Origin of the sequence: Thermocatellispora tengchongensis (genome assembly GCF_014202315.1) — a bacterium.
Lineage (GTDB): Bacteria > Actinomycetota > Actinomycetes > Streptosporangiales > Streptosporangiaceae > Thermocatellispora > Thermocatellispora tengchongensis.
In genome coordinates this window covers 323,477-339,036 of sequence record NZ_JACHGN010000012.1, presented here as the reverse complement: position 1 = coordinate 339,036, position 15,560 = coordinate 323,477, and the positions used below count along the sequence as shown (strand labels likewise).

Genomic DNA, 15,560 nt, shown 5'->3' with positions numbered 1-15,560 from the left:
CCGGGGAAGATTAGGTAGCGCCACGGCGTTAACCTATACTGCCTTGATTAGGGGGGGAGTATCCCTTCGCGACAGTCTCGTCATCACGGTGCCGCCTCATCGTGCGAGGCCCCCGGGGCTGTCGGTCCGTACCGTTACGCGGGCGGGAGAGACCTCCGGCCATCTGTCATGCGCGCCGGAGGTTTATACAAAAGTGGACGTATCCGTGTGGGCTTGGGCCGCCGTTATCGGCGGCCTTCTTGTGGTGCTGGCATTCGACCTGTGGATCGTCGATCGCGGGGAGCCGAGGGAGTTCTCCCTGCGGCAGGCCGGCTTCTGGGTGGGGTTCTATGTCACCCTGGCGGTGCTGTTCGGCATCGGGATGTGGGTGGTGGCCGGGCCGACCCCGGCCGGGCAGTTCTTCGCGGGCTACCTGACGGAATACAGCCTCAGCGTCGACAACCTCTTCGTCTTCTACCTGATCATGGCCCGCTTCGCGGTGCCCCGGATGTACCAGCACAAGGTGCTGCTCGTGGGCATCCTGATGGCGCTGGTCATGCGCGGCATCTTCATCGCCATCGGCGCCGCCGCCCTGGCCAACTTCAGCTGGCTGTTCTACGTCTTCGGCGTCTTCCTCATCTACACCGCGGTCAACCTCGTGCGCCAGCACGGCAAGGAGGAGGACCTGGAGGAGAACGTCGTGCTGCGCTGGGCCCGCCGCGCCCTGCCCACCACCCCGGGTTACGTCGGCTCCAAGGTCACCGTCAAGATCGACGGCAAGCGCATGGTCACGCCGATGCTCATCGTGATGATCGCGATCGGCACCACCGACCTGCTGTTCGCGATCGACTCCATCCCGGCGATCTTCGGGCTCACGCAGGACGCGTTCATCGTCTTCACCGCCAACGCCTTCGCCCTGATGGGCCTGCGGCAGCTCTACTTCCTGCTCGGCGGGCTGCTGCAGCGGCTGGTCTACCTCAGCTACGGCCTGGCGTTCATCCTCGGCTTCATCGGCGTCAAGCTGATCTTGGAGGCGCTGCACGCCGGTGGGGTCTCCTGGGCCCCCGAGGTGCCGATCTGGCTGTCCCTCGGCGTCATCATCGTCTCCATGACCGTCACCACGATCGCCAGCCTGCTCAAGTCGCGCCGCGACGCCCGTACGGGGCAGGTGGCCGCCGAGCCGGGCGCGCCCGGCGCTCCGGCGGAGGAGGCCGCGGCCGTGACCGCCGGCGAGGACCGCCAGGAGCAGGCGTCCGGCCCGCAGGAGCACATCGCGAGCCGCGGCCAGGGGCCGGCACAGGGATAACCGATCCGGGACCGGGGCCGGCCGCTTGTCCCGTTGTGCCTAATAACCGGCGCGGGATAGGTAACATCCTCCAGCAAGGCGGCAAACATTTAGCCGGAAGTCATCACAAAAGGTTTCCCGTGTCCCACGATTCAGCAGGGTTCGACACCGGCCGCATGCGGCTGGCACGAGGCGTGTCCCCATGGCTCGCCCCGACCGCGGCGGCCGCCGCGGTGACCTCGCTCCTCGCCACCCGCGACCGGCGCTGGGCGATCGCCGCGGCTCCGCTCGCCGCCCTCACCGGCGGCATGCTCTGGTTCTTCCGCGACCCCGAGCGCACCCCCGGCCCGGGTCGGGTGCTCGCTCCCGCCGACGGCGTGGTGCAGAGCATCGACCCGTGGCCCGACGGCCGCACCCGGGTCGCGATCTTCATGAACCCGCTCAACGTGCACGTCAACCGGGCACCTCTTGCCGGAACGGTCACGTCGGTGCAGCATGTGGCTGGTGGATTCCTTCCGGCTTTCAACAAGGACAGCGACCAGAACGAGCGTGTCGTCTGGCACTTCGACACCGCCCTCGGCGACCTCGAACTGGTGCAGATCGCGGGCGCGGTGGCGCGCCGGATCGTGCCTTACCTGAGGGCGGGCGCCAAGGTGGCGCGCGCGGAGAGGATCGGCCTCATCCGGCTGGGGTCGCGGGTGGACGTCTACCTTCCCGAAGGCATCACCCCCGCCGTGACCGTCGGGCAGCGTACTGTTGCGGGGGTGACCGGCCTTGACAACGGCTGACGCGAGCTGGCCCGTCAACAACCTCGACGGCGCCGCCGACGCCGCGCAGGTGGACGACGAGCCCAAGGGGCCGGTCGGCAAGGCGTTCCGCCTGTCCGCGGCCGACTCCCTGTCGCTGGGCAACGCCCTGTGCGGGTTCCTCGCCGTCTGCGTCCTCGCCTGGTCGGCGATCAGCCAGCTCCAGGCGGGCTTCAAGTTCACGCCCGACCCGCGCTACTTCGCCACCGCGGTCGTCCTGCTGCTCATCGGCGCGACCTGCGACCTGTTCGACGGCCTGGTCGCGCGCCGGTTCCGCGCCTCGGCCATGGGCGCCGAGCTGGACAACCTCGCCGACGTGATCAGCTTCGGCTTCGCGCCGGCGTTCATGGTGGTCATCTGGGCGGGGTTCTCCTCGAACCTCCCGCTGTGGGTGGTGCTGTGCGCGGCCGCCTCGGTGCTGCTCGCCGGCGTCGTACGCCTGGCGCGCTTCGCCTGCGTCAAGACCAAGAGCGGCGACTTCATGGGCCTGCCCATCCCGATGGGCGCCATGACCGTCGTGGCGGTCGTGCTGCTGTTCCAGCCCTCGCCGATCTCCCTGGCCGCGATCTTCGCGACGGCGTGGCTGATGGTCAGCCGCATCGAGTACCCCAAGCCCAAGGGCCAGCTCGCCGCGATCGTGCTCGCCTGGATCATGATGAACGTCGCCTGCCTGACCGTGTGGGCCGCCTGGCCCGAGGGCGGCGACAACCTGATCAAGGTCGGCGCCAGCATGCAGATCGCCCTCGTGACCGCGATCCCGCTGCGCGTGCTGATGTTCAAGCGCTCCCAGCGCAAGGAGCGCCGCGAGCAGCAGCGCGCCTCCTGACGCGCACCCCGCTCCCGAGCGCCCGGCCCACGCCGGCCACCGCCCGCGCCCGGCGCTCCGGCGTGGCCTGGCCTACGGACCTGTGGCGCTCGGGCGTACCGGTGTGAGCCTGCCGGGCCGGTGCGCGGTCGCGGTCGCGCACGCCCGGCTTCCGGGCGTCACCGGTGCGGGCGTGGCCGGGGCCGGGGCACGGTCGCCGAGCATGCCCGAGGCCGGTCGTACGGCGTGAGGCGCGACCGGCCGCGCCCCGCCGCGGGCCCGCCGGTCATGCCGGGTGCGGGGGAGCAGGGTCTCTGCCCGCGTCCCCCTGAGTGGCCCCTGCCGGCAGGCGCGGAGGCCCAGGGCACGGCCGGTCGGGGGGTGACCTGACAGCGTGACCGCGGTGACGTTTGAATGGAGCCATGCCGGCCACGCCGCGGGAGCACACCCGCACCTATTTCCTCGGCAAGCTCGCCCGTGAGCTGGAGCTGCGCGGCCTGACGGCCACCCTGCGGCCGGGCGATCCGCCCTCGCTGCGGGTCAGCGGCCCCGACGCCGCGCTGCTCACCGAGACCGTCGACTGCGTCCCGCTCGCCGAGGGATGGTTCTACCGCTGGTCCTGGGGTGAGGTCCTGGAACGCGTCGAGAACCCCGAGGGCGCGGCCGACCGCGTCACCCGCCTCTTCGCCGGCCCCGACCGCGCCACCGGCCCCCACGGAACACCCGGCTGACCGCACCCACCCCGGTCTCCGGCACCTGTTTGTCCCCACCGGGCCCTGCACGTCCCCGGGCCGGTCAGGAGCTGATCTTCGTGACCGGCCCTCTTCCGATGGCGGCCCGCGCCGGCGGGCAGGCACCGCCGGCGGCGTTGTGGCCGGCCGCCTTCCTCGGCCTGGCCGGCACCCTGGTCGTGGCCTGCGTGTCCCCACTACCCGCGCCTGCGTGTCTCCCGACCCTGCGCGTCCCCAAGGGCCCCGGGCGTCCCCGAAGGGGCCGCGCGTCTCCGGGTCGGCGTCCCCGCACCGGCCCTGCGCGTCCGGGCTGCGCCCCGTAGGCCGGGGCCTGCCTGCGTGTCCCTCGATCGGGGATGCGTTACCAGCCGCGGGCCTCCCACTCCGGGAGGCTGGGGCGCTCGGCGCCCAGGGTGGTGTCCTTGCCGTGGCCCGGATACACCCAGGTGTGGTCGGGCAGCCGGTCGAAGACGCGCTCCTTGACGTCGCCGAACAACTGGGCGAAGCGGGCCGGGTCCTTCTGGGTGTTGCCGACCCCGCCCGGGAAGAGCGAGTCGCCGGTGAAGATGTGGCCGTCCTGGTAGAGCAGGGCGATCGAGCCCGGCGTGTGGCCGCGCAGGTGGATCACCTCCAGCGTGACCACCCCGACCGTGATCCGGTCGCCGTGCTCGACCTGCTGATCGACGGGCACGGGAAGTTCGGGGGCGTCGAGCGGGTGGGCGATCACGGTGGCGCCGGTGGCGCGGGCGACGTCCTCCAGCGCCATCCAGTGGTCCTGGTGCCGGTGGGTGGTGACGATCTTGCTGATCGGGCGGTCGCCGATCAGGGCGAGCAGCCGCTCCGGCTCGGCCGCGGCGTCGATGAGCAGGCCGTCGCCGGTCTCGGTGCACCGCAGCAGGTAGGCGTTGTTGCCGAAGTCACCCACCTCGATCTTGCTGATGGTGAGGTCCGGCAGCTCGCGCACGTCTGCGGGGCCGTCCTTGGTGACATCGCCGGTGTAGCTCACGGATACTCCTTCGGAGGCGTCGCGGGCAGGCGCGGCGGGGCCGGCATGGTCAGCCACGGCGGCGGCGCGACCGCGCCCTCAGGGATCACCTTAAGACCCGTGCCGGGGGCGCGGCCCGTCAGCCAGGCCAGCACCTCGGCCGGGGCGCCGTGCACGGCGGGGCCCGCGCCGAGGCCGGTCCAGCGGCGCCCGCCCGCGTGGATCTCGCCGATCGACGTGTCGTGGGCCTGCGGCCAGCAGGCGAGCGCGTCGTGCAGCTCACGGCGTACGAAGGGCTCGGGCCAGTCGGTCCAGTCGTAGCCGGCGTCCAGATCGACGTGGTGGACCTCCACCTCGCGCACCCGGCGTACCAGGACGTACCAGGCGGGGTGCTCGGGCGGGCCCAGCCCGCGCACGCGCGCCCGCCAGGCGTACGCGGGCATGCCGCGCACCGCTGCCGCGAAGCGCGCCGCGCTCTCCTCCAGGTCGGCGAGCTGCTCGGCGGCGGGGCGCCGCGCGCCCGCCTCGATCGCGGCGGCACGGGCCTCGTGGTCCGGATACTGCGGCGTCTCCACCCCGGTGCGCGCCCACGTCAGCAGGTTGAGGTGGCTGTCGGCGTTGCGGGCGATGTGCGCGAGCACGTGGCCGCGGGTCCAGCCGGGGAGCCGGGACGGCGCGGTCACGTCGGAGTCGGCGAGCCCGGCGACGGTGGCGAGCAGCCGGTTGGTCGCCGCCGCGAGCTCGGCGGTGAGCGCGTCGAGGACGTCGGTCATGGTCGCTCCCTTCACCCCATCCCATCATCGCCGCCCCGGGCATAACTCTCGTCTTCGAGGTTGTTGACCCATGTGACCTGCGGAGGCCCTACTCTGGACGGTGACCGAGACTCCGGTCGCCGGTTTTTGTCGCACCCCCCGGCTACTCTGCCCGTGCAGCAGGTATTGACCTTTTCGACCTTGGACATCGGGACCGCCGTGGCTGACCGCCTGATCGTGCGTGGCGCACGTGAACACAATCTCAAAGACGTCTCGCTGGACCTCCCGCGCGACTCGTTGATCGTCTTCACCGGGCTGTCCGGCTCGGGGAAGTCGAGCCTTGCCTTCGACACGATCTTCGCCGAGGGGCAGCGCCGTTACGTGGAGTCGCTGTCGGCGTACGCGCGTCAGTTCCTCGGGCAGATGGACAAGCCCGACGTCGACTTCATCGAGGGCCTGTCGCCCGCGGTGTCCATCGACCAGAAGTCCACCAGCCGCAACCCCAGGTCGACCGTCGGCACCATCACCGAGGTCTACGACTACCTGCGGCTGCTGTGGGCCCGCATCGGCAAGCCGCACTGCCCCAAGTGCTCCCGGCCCATCGCCAGGCAGACCCCGCAGCAGATCGTGGACCGGGTGCTGGAGCTCCCCGAGGGCACCCGGTTCCAGGTGCTGGCCCCGGTGGTGCGCGGGCGCAAGGGCGAGTACGCCGAGCTGTTCGCCCAGCTCCAGACCAAGGGCTTCGCCCGCGCCCGGGTCGATGGCACGGTGGTCCGGCTGGAAGAGCCGCCCGTGCTGAAGAAGTACGAAAAGCACGACATCGAGGTCATCGTCGACCGGCTCTCGGTCAAGGACTCCGCCCGGCGCAGGCTCACCGACTCGGTGGAGACGGCGCTGCAGTTGTCCGGCGGCACCATCACCCTCGACTTCGTCGACCTGCCCGACGACGACCCCAACCGCGAGCGGTTCTACTCCGAGCACCTGTACTGCCCCTACGACGACCTGTCGTTCGAGGAGCTGGAGCCGCGCTCGTTCTCCTTCAACTCCCCCTTCGGCGCCTGCCCCGAGTGCACCGGCCTCGGCACCCGCATGGAGGTCGATCCCGACCTCGTCGTGCCCGACCCGTCCAAGCCCCTGGGCGAGGGGGCGCTGAGCCCGTGGTCGGGGGGCCACACCAGCGAGTACTTCGAGCGCATGATCGAGGCGCTGGGCCACGTGCTCGGCTTCACGCTCGACACCCCGTGGGAGCGGCTGTCGAAGCGGGCGCAGAAGGCGCTGCTGTACGGCCACGACGAGCAGGTCAACATCCGCTACAGCAACCGCTACGGCCGCCAGCGCTCCTACTACACCACCTTCGAGGGCGTCATCACCTGGGTGCAGAAGCGCCACGCCGACGCCGAGAGCGACGCCACCCGCGAGCGCTTCGAGGGCTACATGCGCGAGATCCCCTGCCCCGCCTGCAAGGGGGCCAGGCTCAAGCCGGTCTCGCTGGCGGTCACGGTGGGCGAGCGGTCCATCGCCGACGTCTCCGCGATGTCGATCGGCGAGTGCGCCAGGTTCCTGTCGGAGCTGAAGCTGTCCGACCGCGACATGCACATCGCCGAGCGGGTGGTCAAGGAGATCAACGCCCGCCTGGGCTTCCTGCTCGACGTCGGGCTCGACTACCTGACCATGGACCGCGCGGCCGGCACCCTCGCCGGCGGCGAGGCCCAGCGCATCCGCCTGGCCACCCAGATCGGCTCCGGCCTGGTCGGCGTCCTGTACGTCCTGGACGAGCCGTCCATCGGCCTGCACCAGCGCGACAACCAGCGGCTGCTGGAGACACTGCTCCGGCTGCGCGACATGGGCAACACCCTCATCGTCGTCGAGCACGACGAGGACACCATCGCCGCCGCCGACTGGGTGGTGGACATCGGGCCGGGCGCGGGCGAGCACGGCGGCCAGGTGGTCGTCTCCGGCACCGTGGACGAGCTGCTGGCCAGCGAGACCTCGCTGACGGGGGCGTACCTGTCGGGGCGGCGCACCATCGCGGTGCCGCAGACCAGGCGCAAGCGCGACCGCAAGCGCCAGCTCGTGGTCAAGGGCGCGCGCGAGCACAACCTCAAGGGCGTCGACGTCGAGTTCCCCCTCGGCGTGTTCACCGCCGTCACCGGCGTGTCCGGGTCGGGCAAGTCCACCCTGGTCAACGACATCCTCTACAGCGCCCTGGCCAAGGAGCTGCACGGCGCCCGCACGGTCCCGGGGCGGCACTCCCGGGTCAACGGCATCGACCTGGTCGACAAGGTCGTGCACGTCGACCAGTCGCCCATCGGCCGCACCCCGCGCTCCAACCCGGCCACCTACACCGGCGTGTTCGACCACGTGCGCAAGCTGTTCGCGGCCACGACCGAGGCCAAGGTCCGCGGCTACCAGCCGGGCCGCTTCAGCTTCAACGTCAAGGGCGGACGCTGCGAGGCGTGCGCGGGCGACGGAACCATCAAGATCGAGATGAACTTCCTGCCCGACGTGTACGTCCCGTGCGAGGTCTGCCACGGGGCCCGCTACAACCGCGAGACGCTGGAGGTCCACTACAAGGGCCGCACGATCGCCGAGGTCCTCGACATGCCGATCGAGGAGGCCCTGGAGTTCTTCGACGCGATCCCGGCCATCAAGCGCCACCTCAAGACGCTCAACGACGTGGGGCTCGGCTACGTCCGCCTGGGCCAGCCCGCCACCACCCTGTCGGGCGGCGAGGCGCAGCGGGTCAAGCTCGCCTCCGAACTCCAGCGCCGCTCCACCGGCCGCACCGTCTACGTCCTGGACGAGCCCACCACCGGCCTGCACTTCGAGGACATCCGCCGCCTGCTAGGCGTCCTCGGCCGCCTGGTGGACGGCGGCAACACGGTGATCGTCATCGAGCACAACCTCGACGTCATCAAGACCGCCGACTGGATCATCGACATGGGCCCCGAGGGCGGCTCCCGAGGCGGCACCGTCGTCGCCACCGGCACCCCCGAGGAAGTGGCCCTGGTGGAGGACAGCCACACCGGCCGCTTCCTCCGCAAGATCCTCGGCTCCTGACGCCGCAAGGCCACCTGACGCGCCCCCGCCCCACCTCGGGGCAGGGGCGCGTCCCAGCCGGCCGGAACGCGCCCATGGACGCGTAGACGGCGGCTGCCGTGCGCGGCCACCGGCAGGCACACGAAGCGTGTAGGCGGGCACACGAAGCGCGTAGGCGGGCGTGTGGTTCGGTCTTGGCGTTCCGCCGCCGCTCCCTCCCTCTGACTGCGACCGAGGGGCGGCGCTGGGCGTGGTCCGGCCACGCGCAGGGCCAGCGGGGCGCAGGTGGTGTCCGTGTTCGGGCGCAGGTGGCGGGAGGGCGTCGCGTGCGCGCAGCTTCCGGCACCCGCCCTCATCCTGTCTTGCGGCTGATCCACGGTTGCCTGGGCACGTCCGTCCGGGCCGCTGTGCAGCGGGCCGGGGCTGGGCGGCGGGCCTGATCGGCGGCGTGCGGGCGGGCGAGGGCGGCGCTCTGCTCTGGCCGCGACCAGGAGGGCTGCCAGGCGGGAAAGGAGCGGAGTGGGCGGGTGCCGCATCCGGCCACGCGTAGAGCGCGGGGTCCGGCGCGTATGGGGGCGTGCGCGTCCACGGCAGGGCGCGTGGGGCGGGTAGGCAACCAGCCCAGTGACGACGGGCGCCATGACCACCAGCGTGGTGGCGAGCGGTGTGGTGGTGGGCGGTGTGGTGGTGGGCGGTGTGGTGGTGGGCGGTGTGGTGGTGGGCGGCGTGATGGCGAGCGGCGTGGCGATGATCGGCGTGGCGACCATCGGCCCTGGCGGGGCCGCGTTCGGGAGGGGCGCGAGGGCGTCGCGGTCGCGCAGGTTCCATTATCCGCCCCCATCCTGTCTGGTGGAGGATTCACCACTGCCTGGACACCTGGCACCTGGGCCGATGCCCGGTGGGCCGGGCCGGTCGGCGGGTCTGATCGGGCGGCGTGCGGGCGGACGAGGGCGCGCTCTGGCCGTGACCAGGGGCCTGCCAGGCGCAGGGAGGCGCGCGTCGGCGCGTGGGTGCCCACGCGCATAGCGCGCGTGCTTGGGTCCTCCGTGGGTGGGCGGGCGGCGGGGTTCCGGGCGCCGCGGCCGGTGCATCCGCGCGGGCCCCGAAGGCGTGGCGCGCCGGCGGGGGTTCGGGGCTTTCGCTTCGGCCGCTGCTGCTCCGGGGGCCGAGGGGATGGGCGGTGGGGAGCCTCGCATTGGCGTCTAAGGCGGCTGGGGGCGGTTGGCGGGCATGTGCTGAGCGCGCAGACGGGTGTGCGCGGTCGGGAGGAGGCGGTGGGTGGGGGCGCTGTCGCGTACTCGCCCTCATCCGTCTTGCGGAAGATCCGCCAGTGGCCTGGACGCCTTCCGGCCGGGCCGCTGTGCAGCGGGCCGGGGAAGGCGGGGAGTGTTCGGGCGGACGGGTGGGGTGGGGGCGGGACCGGGGGTGGGGGTTAATACGCTGGGCGTTCTGTTCGTGAGCCAGGGATATGGAGGCGAGGCAGCGTCATGGGGGTCGGGCGGCGGCAGGTGCTGGGGGTTGTGGCGGGGGCGGCGGGGGCCGTGGTCGTCTCGGGGTGTGCGGCGGGGCGGTCGGGGCCGCCGGTGGTGCCGGAGGAGTTGAAGGGGAAGGTGGTCGCGCGTACCGGGGAGATTCCGGTGGGGGGCGGGAAGGTGGTCGGGGACCGGGCCGTTGTGATCACGCAGCCGTCGGCGGGGGTGTTCAAGGCGTTCACGGCGAAGTGCCCGCACCAGGGGTGCCCGGTGGACCGGTTCCGGGCGGGGGTGGTGGTGTGCCCGTGTCACGGCAGCGAGTTCGCGCTGGACTCCGGAGCATGCCTGAAGGGGCCCGCGGAGGGGCCGCTGGTGGAGTTTCCGGTGCGTGTGCAGGGGGACGGGATCATCCTGACCTGACCGGTCGAGGGGGTAAATGTTCATAGTCCCGGGGGACGCGGGTGCGTCATGCTGAACCGGCGCCACGCGCCGGCCGTACGTCTAGGAGAAGACAACCCCCGGGAGGGTGACCGTGTATTTCGACGCTGAGCGCCGGAAGGCTGTTGTGAGTGAGGACGCGCCCCCGGCGTCCGACACGACCCGTAGGACGATGCTGCTCGGGGCGGGCGGCGCGGGTCTGGTCGCCGTGCTGACGGCGTGCTCCGGGTACGGGCAGCCGGCCGCGCAGGACGGCGCGGTGATCGACACCGCCACCTCCACCGCGCCCCAGGACTCCGCCGAGGAGTCGGCGCCCGCCGATCAGGAGCAGGCCGACGGGGGCGGCGGGGGGTTCGCCACGACCGCCGACATCCCCGAGGGCGGCGGCAAGGTCTTCGAGTCGGAGAAGGTCGTGGTGACCCAGCCCTCGGCGGGGCAGTTCAAGGCGTTCGACATCACCTGCACCCACCAGGGGTGCCCGGTGGACGCCGTCGCCGACGGGACGATCAACTGCCCCTGTCACGGCAGCAAGTTCAGCATCTCCGACGGCTCGGTGCAGGGCGGACCGGCGACCAAGCCGCTGGCCGAGAAGAAGATCAAGGTGTCGGGCGACTCCATTTCCCTGGCCTGACGCCCCGCGAGCCACCCGCCGTCCGCCCCTCCCACCCGGCGGGCGGCGGGTTTTCGCGCTGCCAGGGCGGTTTGCCGCGGTGAGAAGGTCTCATATCTTTCTCAGGACGACCTGGTTTTTTTTACCGTATGGCAGAGATCGATAACGCGACGCGGCGTACTGTGATCATGGGTGTGGGCGCGGGCGGCCTCGCGGCCGTGCTGGCGGCCTGCGGTGGGTCCGGCGAGACCACGGCCGCGCCCGCCGGCGACGGCCAGAGCTCCGCTCCCGCGGCCGAGACCTCGGCGCCGGCGGCGGAGTCCTCGGCGCCCGCGGCGGACGGGGCCCTGGCCGCCACCGCCGACATCCCCGAGGGCGGCGGCAAGATCTTCGAGGCGCAGAAGGTCGTGGTGACCCAGCCTTCCGCGGGACAGTTCAAGGCGTTCAACGCCATGTGCACGCACAAGGGGTGCCCGGTCGGGTCCGTGGAGGGCGGATCCATCGTGTGCCCGTGCCACAACAGCAAGTTCAGCATCTCCGACGGCTCCGTGCAGGGCGGCCCGGCGACCCAGCCGCTGGCCGAAGTCAAGATCAACGTTTCCGGGGACCAGATCACGCTCGCCTGAGCGGTACGGGCCGCCGGTCCGCGCCCCGATCGCTCGCCTGTCCGGTGGGGGTTCGTGCTCGCTCTCGCGGGCTGTGCTCTTGCGGTCCCCTGCTCGGACGGCCCTGGTCTGTCGGTGCGGGCGGATAGGCTTTGGGCGTGGCGAGATCGGCGGTGAGTCCCCTCAGTTTCCGGCCCGCGGCAGGGTCGATCCCCGAGTCGCCCGGCGTCTACCGGTTCAAGGACGCCGGGGGCCGGGTCATCTACGTGGGCAAGGCCAAGAGCCTGCGCCAGCGGCTGAACTCCTACTTCGCCGACTTCGCCGGGCTGCACCCGCGTACCCGCACCATGCTCGAGACGGCGGCGGGGGTCGATTGGACCGTCGTCGGCACCGAGGTCGAGGCGCTGCAGCTCGAATACTCCTGGATCAAGGAGTTCGACCCCCGGTTCAACGTCAAGTACCGCGACGACAAGTCCTACCCCTACCTCGCCGTCACCATGGACGAGGAATTCCCGCGGGTGCAGGTCATGCGGGGGGCCAAGCGCAAGGGCACCCGCTACTTCGGGCCCTACTCCCACGCCTGGGCGATCCGCGAGACCGTCGACCTGCTGCTGCGCGTCTTCCCGGTGCGCACCTGCTCGGCGGGGGTGTTCAAGCGGGCCGGCCAGATCGGCAGGCCCTGCCTGCTCGGCTACATCGACAAGTGCTCCGCGCCGTGCGTGGGCCGGGTGACCGAGCAGGAGCACCGGGCGCTGGCCGAGGACTTCTGCGACTTCATGGCCGGCAACACCAGCCGGTTCATCAAGCGGCTGGAGCGCGAGATGCGCGAGGCCGCGGCCGAGGAGGAGTACGAGCGCGCCGCCCGGCTCCGCGACGACGTGCAGGCGCTGCAGCGCGCGCTGGAGAAGCAGGCCGTGGTGCTGGGCGAGGCCACCGACTGCGACGTGATCGCCCTGGCCGAGGACCAGCTCGAAGCCGCGGTCCAGGTCTTCTACGTGCGCGGCGGGCGCATCCGCGGCCAGCGCGGCTGGGTGGTGGACAAGGTCGAGGAGACCACCCCCGGCGAGCTGGTCGAGCACTTCCTGCTGCAGATCTACGGCGACGCCGCCCCCGAGTCGCTGCCCCGCGAGGTGCTCGTGCCCGCGCTGCCGCCCGACGCCGAGGCGGTCACCGAGCTGCTCGGCGAGCACCGCCGCGGCCGGGTCGAGCTGCGGGTGCCGCAGCGCGGCGACAAGAGGTCGCTGCTGGAGACGGTCGAGCGCAACGCCAAGGAGTCGCTGGCCCAGCACAAGCTGCGCCGGGCCAGCGACCTGACCACGCGCAGCAAGGCTCTGCAGGAGATCGCCGACGCGCTCGACCTGGACCAGGCGCCGCTGCGGATCGAGTGCTACGACGTGTCCCACACCATGGGCGACGACGTGGTGGCGTCCATGGTCGTCTTCGAGGACGGCCTGGCCCGCAAGAGCGAGTACCGCCGCTTCTCCATCCGCGGCATGTCCGGCCAGGGCGACGTCGCCTCCATCCACGAGGTGATCCTGCGCCGGTTCCGCAGATACCTTGAGGAGCGCAGCGCCACGGGCGAACTCGACGCCGAGCCGGGCGGCGGCGAGCCCATCGACCCCGAGACCGGTAAGCCGCGCAAGTTCGCCTACCCGCCCAACCTGGTGGTCGTGGACGGCGGCCCGGCCCAGGTGGCGGCGGCCCAGCGGGCCCTGGACGAGCTGGGCGTGGACGACGTGTCGGTGTGCGGCCTGGCCAAGCGGCTGGAGGAGGTCTGGCTCCCCGGCGACGACCAGCCGGTCATCCTGCCCCGGACCAGCGAAGGGCTTTATCTACTGCAGCGGGTGCGAGACGAGGCCCACAGGTTCGCCATCACCTACCATCGAGCCAAGCGCTCCAAGAGTGCCAAGGAAAGCGCCCTGGACAGCGTTCCAGGGCTGGGCCCGGCGCGCAGGCAGGCACTGCTACGGCACTTCGGCTCGGTCAAACGGCTGCGGGCCGCCACGACGGCCGAGATCTGCGAGGTCCCGGGCATCGGCCCCGCGCTGGCAGAGGTGATCGTGTCGGCGTTGAAGGGGGAGGATGCATGACCGAGCGGATCGAGGCGACCAGAGGGCACGGCACCACCATGGTGTGCCCGGCGAAGGAGGGGCCGTGACCGCCGAGCGGGCGGAGCCGGCGTTCGTCATCGTCACCGGGATGTCCGGTGCGGGGCGGAGCACGGCCGCGAAGGCGCTTGAGGACATGGGCTGGTTCGTCATCGACAACCTGCCGCCCGGCATGTTGTTCTCGCTGGCCGAGGAGGCCGGGCGGGTGCGGCCGCCGGCGGGCAAGGTGGCGGCGGTCGTCGATGTGCGCAGCCTGGCCTTCACCACCGATCTGAACGCCGCGATCGAGGAGCTGGAGGGGCGCGGCCTCGACGTGCGGGTGGCGTTCCTGGAGGCCAGCGACGAGGAGCTGGTGCGCCGGTTCGAGAACGTCCGCCGTCCCCACCCGCTGCAGGGCGAGGGGCGGCTGGTCGACGGCATCGCCCGCGAGCGGGGCATCCTGCGCGAGGTGCGGGCCAACGCCGACCTGGTGATCGACACCTCCTCGCTGAACGTGCACGAGCTGCGCAGCAAGATCGCCGCGTTCTTCGGCGGCGAGGACCGTCCGGGCCTGCGGGTCAACGTGGTCTCCTTCGGCTACAAGTACGGCCTGCCGGTCGATGCCGACCTGGTCGTCGACTGCCGGTTCCTGCCCAACCCGCACTGGGTGCCCGAGCTGCGCCCGATGAACGGGCTGGACGTGCCGGTGCGCGACTACGTGCTGAGCCAGCCGGGCGCCAAGGAGTTTCTGGACGCCTACGAGGAGGTCCTGGGCGTGGTCGCCGCGGGCTACACCCGCGAGGGCAAGAGTTACGTCACGCTGGCCGTGGGCTGCACGGGCGGCAAGCACCGCAGCGTGGCCATGGCCGAGCAGATCGGCGCCAGGCTGCGCGAGCGCTCGATGGAAGTGCAGGTGAGTCACCGGGATGTCGGCCGGGAGTGAGAAAGCCTGGCATGCTGCCGGCTAACGAGGGGCCCAGCGTCGTCGCGCTCGGCGGCGGCCACGGGCTCTACGCGTCCTTATCGGCCCTGCGCCGGGTCACCTCCGAGCTGACCGCGGTGGTCACCGTGGCCGACGACGGCGGGTCCAGCGGACGGCTCCGCCGTGAGCTCGGCGTGCTGCCGCCCGGCGACCTGCGCATGGCGCTGGCCGCGCTGTGCGGCGACGACGAGTGGGGCCGCACCTGGAGCAAGGTGGTGCAGCACCGCTTCCGCAGCGAGGGCGAGCTGCACGGCCACGCCGTCGGCAACCTGCTCATCGTCGCCCTGTGGGAGCTGCTGGACGACCCGGTGGCGGCGCTCGACTGGGTGGGCAGGCTGCTCGGCGCCCACGGCAGGGTGCTGCCCATGGCGTCGGTGCCGCTGGACATCGTCGCCGAGGTCGAGCTCGACGGCGAGGTCACGATCGTGCGCGGCCAGGTCGCGTGCGCGGTCACCCCCGGCCGGGTGCGGGCCATCTCGCTGGTGCCGCCCGACCCGCCCGCCTCCCCCGAGGCGATCGAGGCGGTGCACGCCGCCGACTGGGTGGTCTTCGGCCCCGGCTCCTGGTTCACCAGCGTGCTGCCGCACCTGAAGGTGCCCCGCCTCGCCGAGGCCCTGCACACCACCAGGGCCAAGCGGCTCGTGGCGCTCAACCTCGCCCCGCAGCCGGGCGAGACCGACGGCTTCTCCCCCCAAAAGCACCTGGAGGTCCTCCGGCAGCACGCCCCCGGCCTGGCCATCGACGTCGTCCTCGCCGACACGCGGGTGGTCGATGACCGGGAGGAGCTGGAGAAGGCCACCGTCGCGCTCGGCGGGCGACTGGTCACCGCCGACGTGGCGATGGCCGACGGCTCGCCGAGGCACGATACGCAACGTCTTGCCTCGGTCCTGGACGAGATTTTCCACGAGAAGCGTTGATCCTGGTCAGGCGGCTCTGTGAGTGCGAGACACTGCTGTGAGCCGGCTTGTACGGAGTCTTGAGTGG

The 15,560-nt window shown here is 71.8% G+C and carries 13 protein-coding genes; 11 read left to right on the top strand and 2 right to left on the bottom strand.

The window, feature by feature from the left end; translation table 11 throughout:
- Nucleotides 1–193 precede the first annotated feature (193 nt).
- The 4 genes from HNP84_RS27985 to HNP84_RS27970 all read left to right on the top strand — a co-directional run bounded on the left by HNP84_RS27985 (nucleotide 194) and on the right by HNP84_RS27970 (nucleotide 3,606).
- Nucleotides 194–1,285 (top strand): TerC family protein, encoded by a 1,092-nt coding sequence (locus HNP84_RS27985; protein WP_185052894.1) that lies wholly within the window; start codon nucleotides 194–196, stop codon nucleotides 1,283–1,285.
- 155 nt (nucleotides 1,286–1,440) lie between these two features.
- The gene (locus HNP84_RS27980) at nucleotides 1,441–2,052 is read left to right on the top strand and encodes a phosphatidylserine decarboxylase (protein WP_185052942.1); all 612 of its coding nucleotides are present in this window, start codon (nucleotides 1,441–1,443) and stop codon (nucleotides 2,050–2,052) included.
- Nucleotides 2,039–2,896, top strand: coding sequence for a CDP-diacylglycerol--serine O-phosphatidyltransferase (gene pssA, locus HNP84_RS27975; protein WP_185052893.1), 858 nt, complete (start codon nucleotides 2,039–2,041; stop codon nucleotides 2,894–2,896). Before HNP84_RS27980 ends, pssA begins: the two co-directional genes overlap by 14 nt.
- Nucleotides 2,897–3,297: 401 nt before the next feature.
- Nucleotides 3,298–3,606, top strand: a complete 309-nt coding sequence (locus tag HNP84_RS27970) for a hypothetical protein (RefSeq protein ID WP_185052892.1) — start codon at nucleotides 3,298–3,300, stop codon at nucleotides 3,604–3,606.
- A gap of 361 nt (nucleotides 3,607–3,967) precedes the next feature.
- Here the strand turns inward: HNP84_RS27970 and HNP84_RS27965 are convergent, their stop codons facing one another.
- Complete coding sequence (locus HNP84_RS27965; protein ID WP_185052891.1) at nucleotides 3,968–4,612, bottom strand: MBL fold metallo-hydrolase; 645 nt, start codon at nucleotides 4,610–4,612, stop codon at nucleotides 3,968–3,970.
- Nucleotides 4,609–5,364: a maleylpyruvate isomerase family mycothiol-dependent enzyme gene (locus HNP84_RS27960; RefSeq protein ID WP_185052890.1), complete on the bottom strand. Its 756-nt coding sequence runs from the start codon at nucleotides 5,362–5,364 to the stop codon at nucleotides 4,609–4,611. The genes HNP84_RS27965 and HNP84_RS27960 overlap by 4 nt, the downstream gene beginning before the upstream one ends.
- A gap of 198 nt (nucleotides 5,365–5,562) precedes the next feature.
- Here HNP84_RS27960 and uvrA point away from each other — a divergent pair, with 198 nt between their 5' ends.
- From uvrA to HNP84_RS27925, 7 genes are all read left to right on the top strand, one after another.
- The gene (uvrA, locus tag HNP84_RS27955; protein ID WP_185052941.1) at nucleotides 5,563–8,403 is read left to right on the top strand and encodes an excinuclease ABC subunit UvrA; all 2,841 of its coding nucleotides are present in this window, start codon (nucleotides 5,563–5,565) and stop codon (nucleotides 8,401–8,403) included.
- A 1,466-nt stretch (nucleotides 8,404–9,869) separates the two neighbouring features.
- A complete protein-coding gene (locus HNP84_RS27950; RefSeq protein ID WP_185052889.1) occupies nucleotides 9,870–10,274 on the top strand; it encodes a Rieske (2Fe-2S) protein in 405 nt (134 codons plus the stop codon).
- 145 nt (nucleotides 10,275–10,419) lie between these two features.
- Nucleotides 10,420–10,923 carry a Rieske (2Fe-2S) protein gene (locus tag HNP84_RS27945; protein WP_312925832.1) on the top strand — a complete coding sequence of 168 codons (504 nt, stop codon included), beginning with the start codon at nucleotides 10,420–10,422 and terminating at the stop codon, nucleotides 10,921–10,923.
- A 128-nt stretch (nucleotides 10,924–11,051) separates the two neighbouring features.
- Entirely contained in the window at nucleotides 11,052–11,528 is a 477-nt protein-coding gene (locus tag HNP84_RS27940) for a Rieske (2Fe-2S) protein (RefSeq protein ID WP_185052888.1), read from the top strand.
- Between the two features lie 137 nt (nucleotides 11,529–11,665).
- Entirely contained in the window at nucleotides 11,666–13,597 is a 1,932-nt protein-coding gene (gene uvrC, locus HNP84_RS27935) for an excinuclease ABC subunit UvrC (RefSeq protein ID WP_376771969.1), read from the top strand.
- A 64-nt stretch (nucleotides 13,598–13,661) separates the two neighbouring features.
- A complete protein-coding gene (gene rapZ, locus HNP84_RS27930; RefSeq protein ID WP_185052886.1) occupies nucleotides 13,662–14,537 on the top strand; it encodes an RNase adapter RapZ in 876 nt (291 codons plus the stop codon).
- 11 nt (nucleotides 14,538–14,548) lie between these two features.
- Entirely contained in the window at nucleotides 14,549–15,493 is a 945-nt protein-coding gene (locus tag HNP84_RS27925) for a gluconeogenesis factor YvcK family protein (RefSeq protein ID WP_185052885.1), read from the top strand.
- Nucleotides 15,494–15,560: the final 67 nt, after the last annotated feature.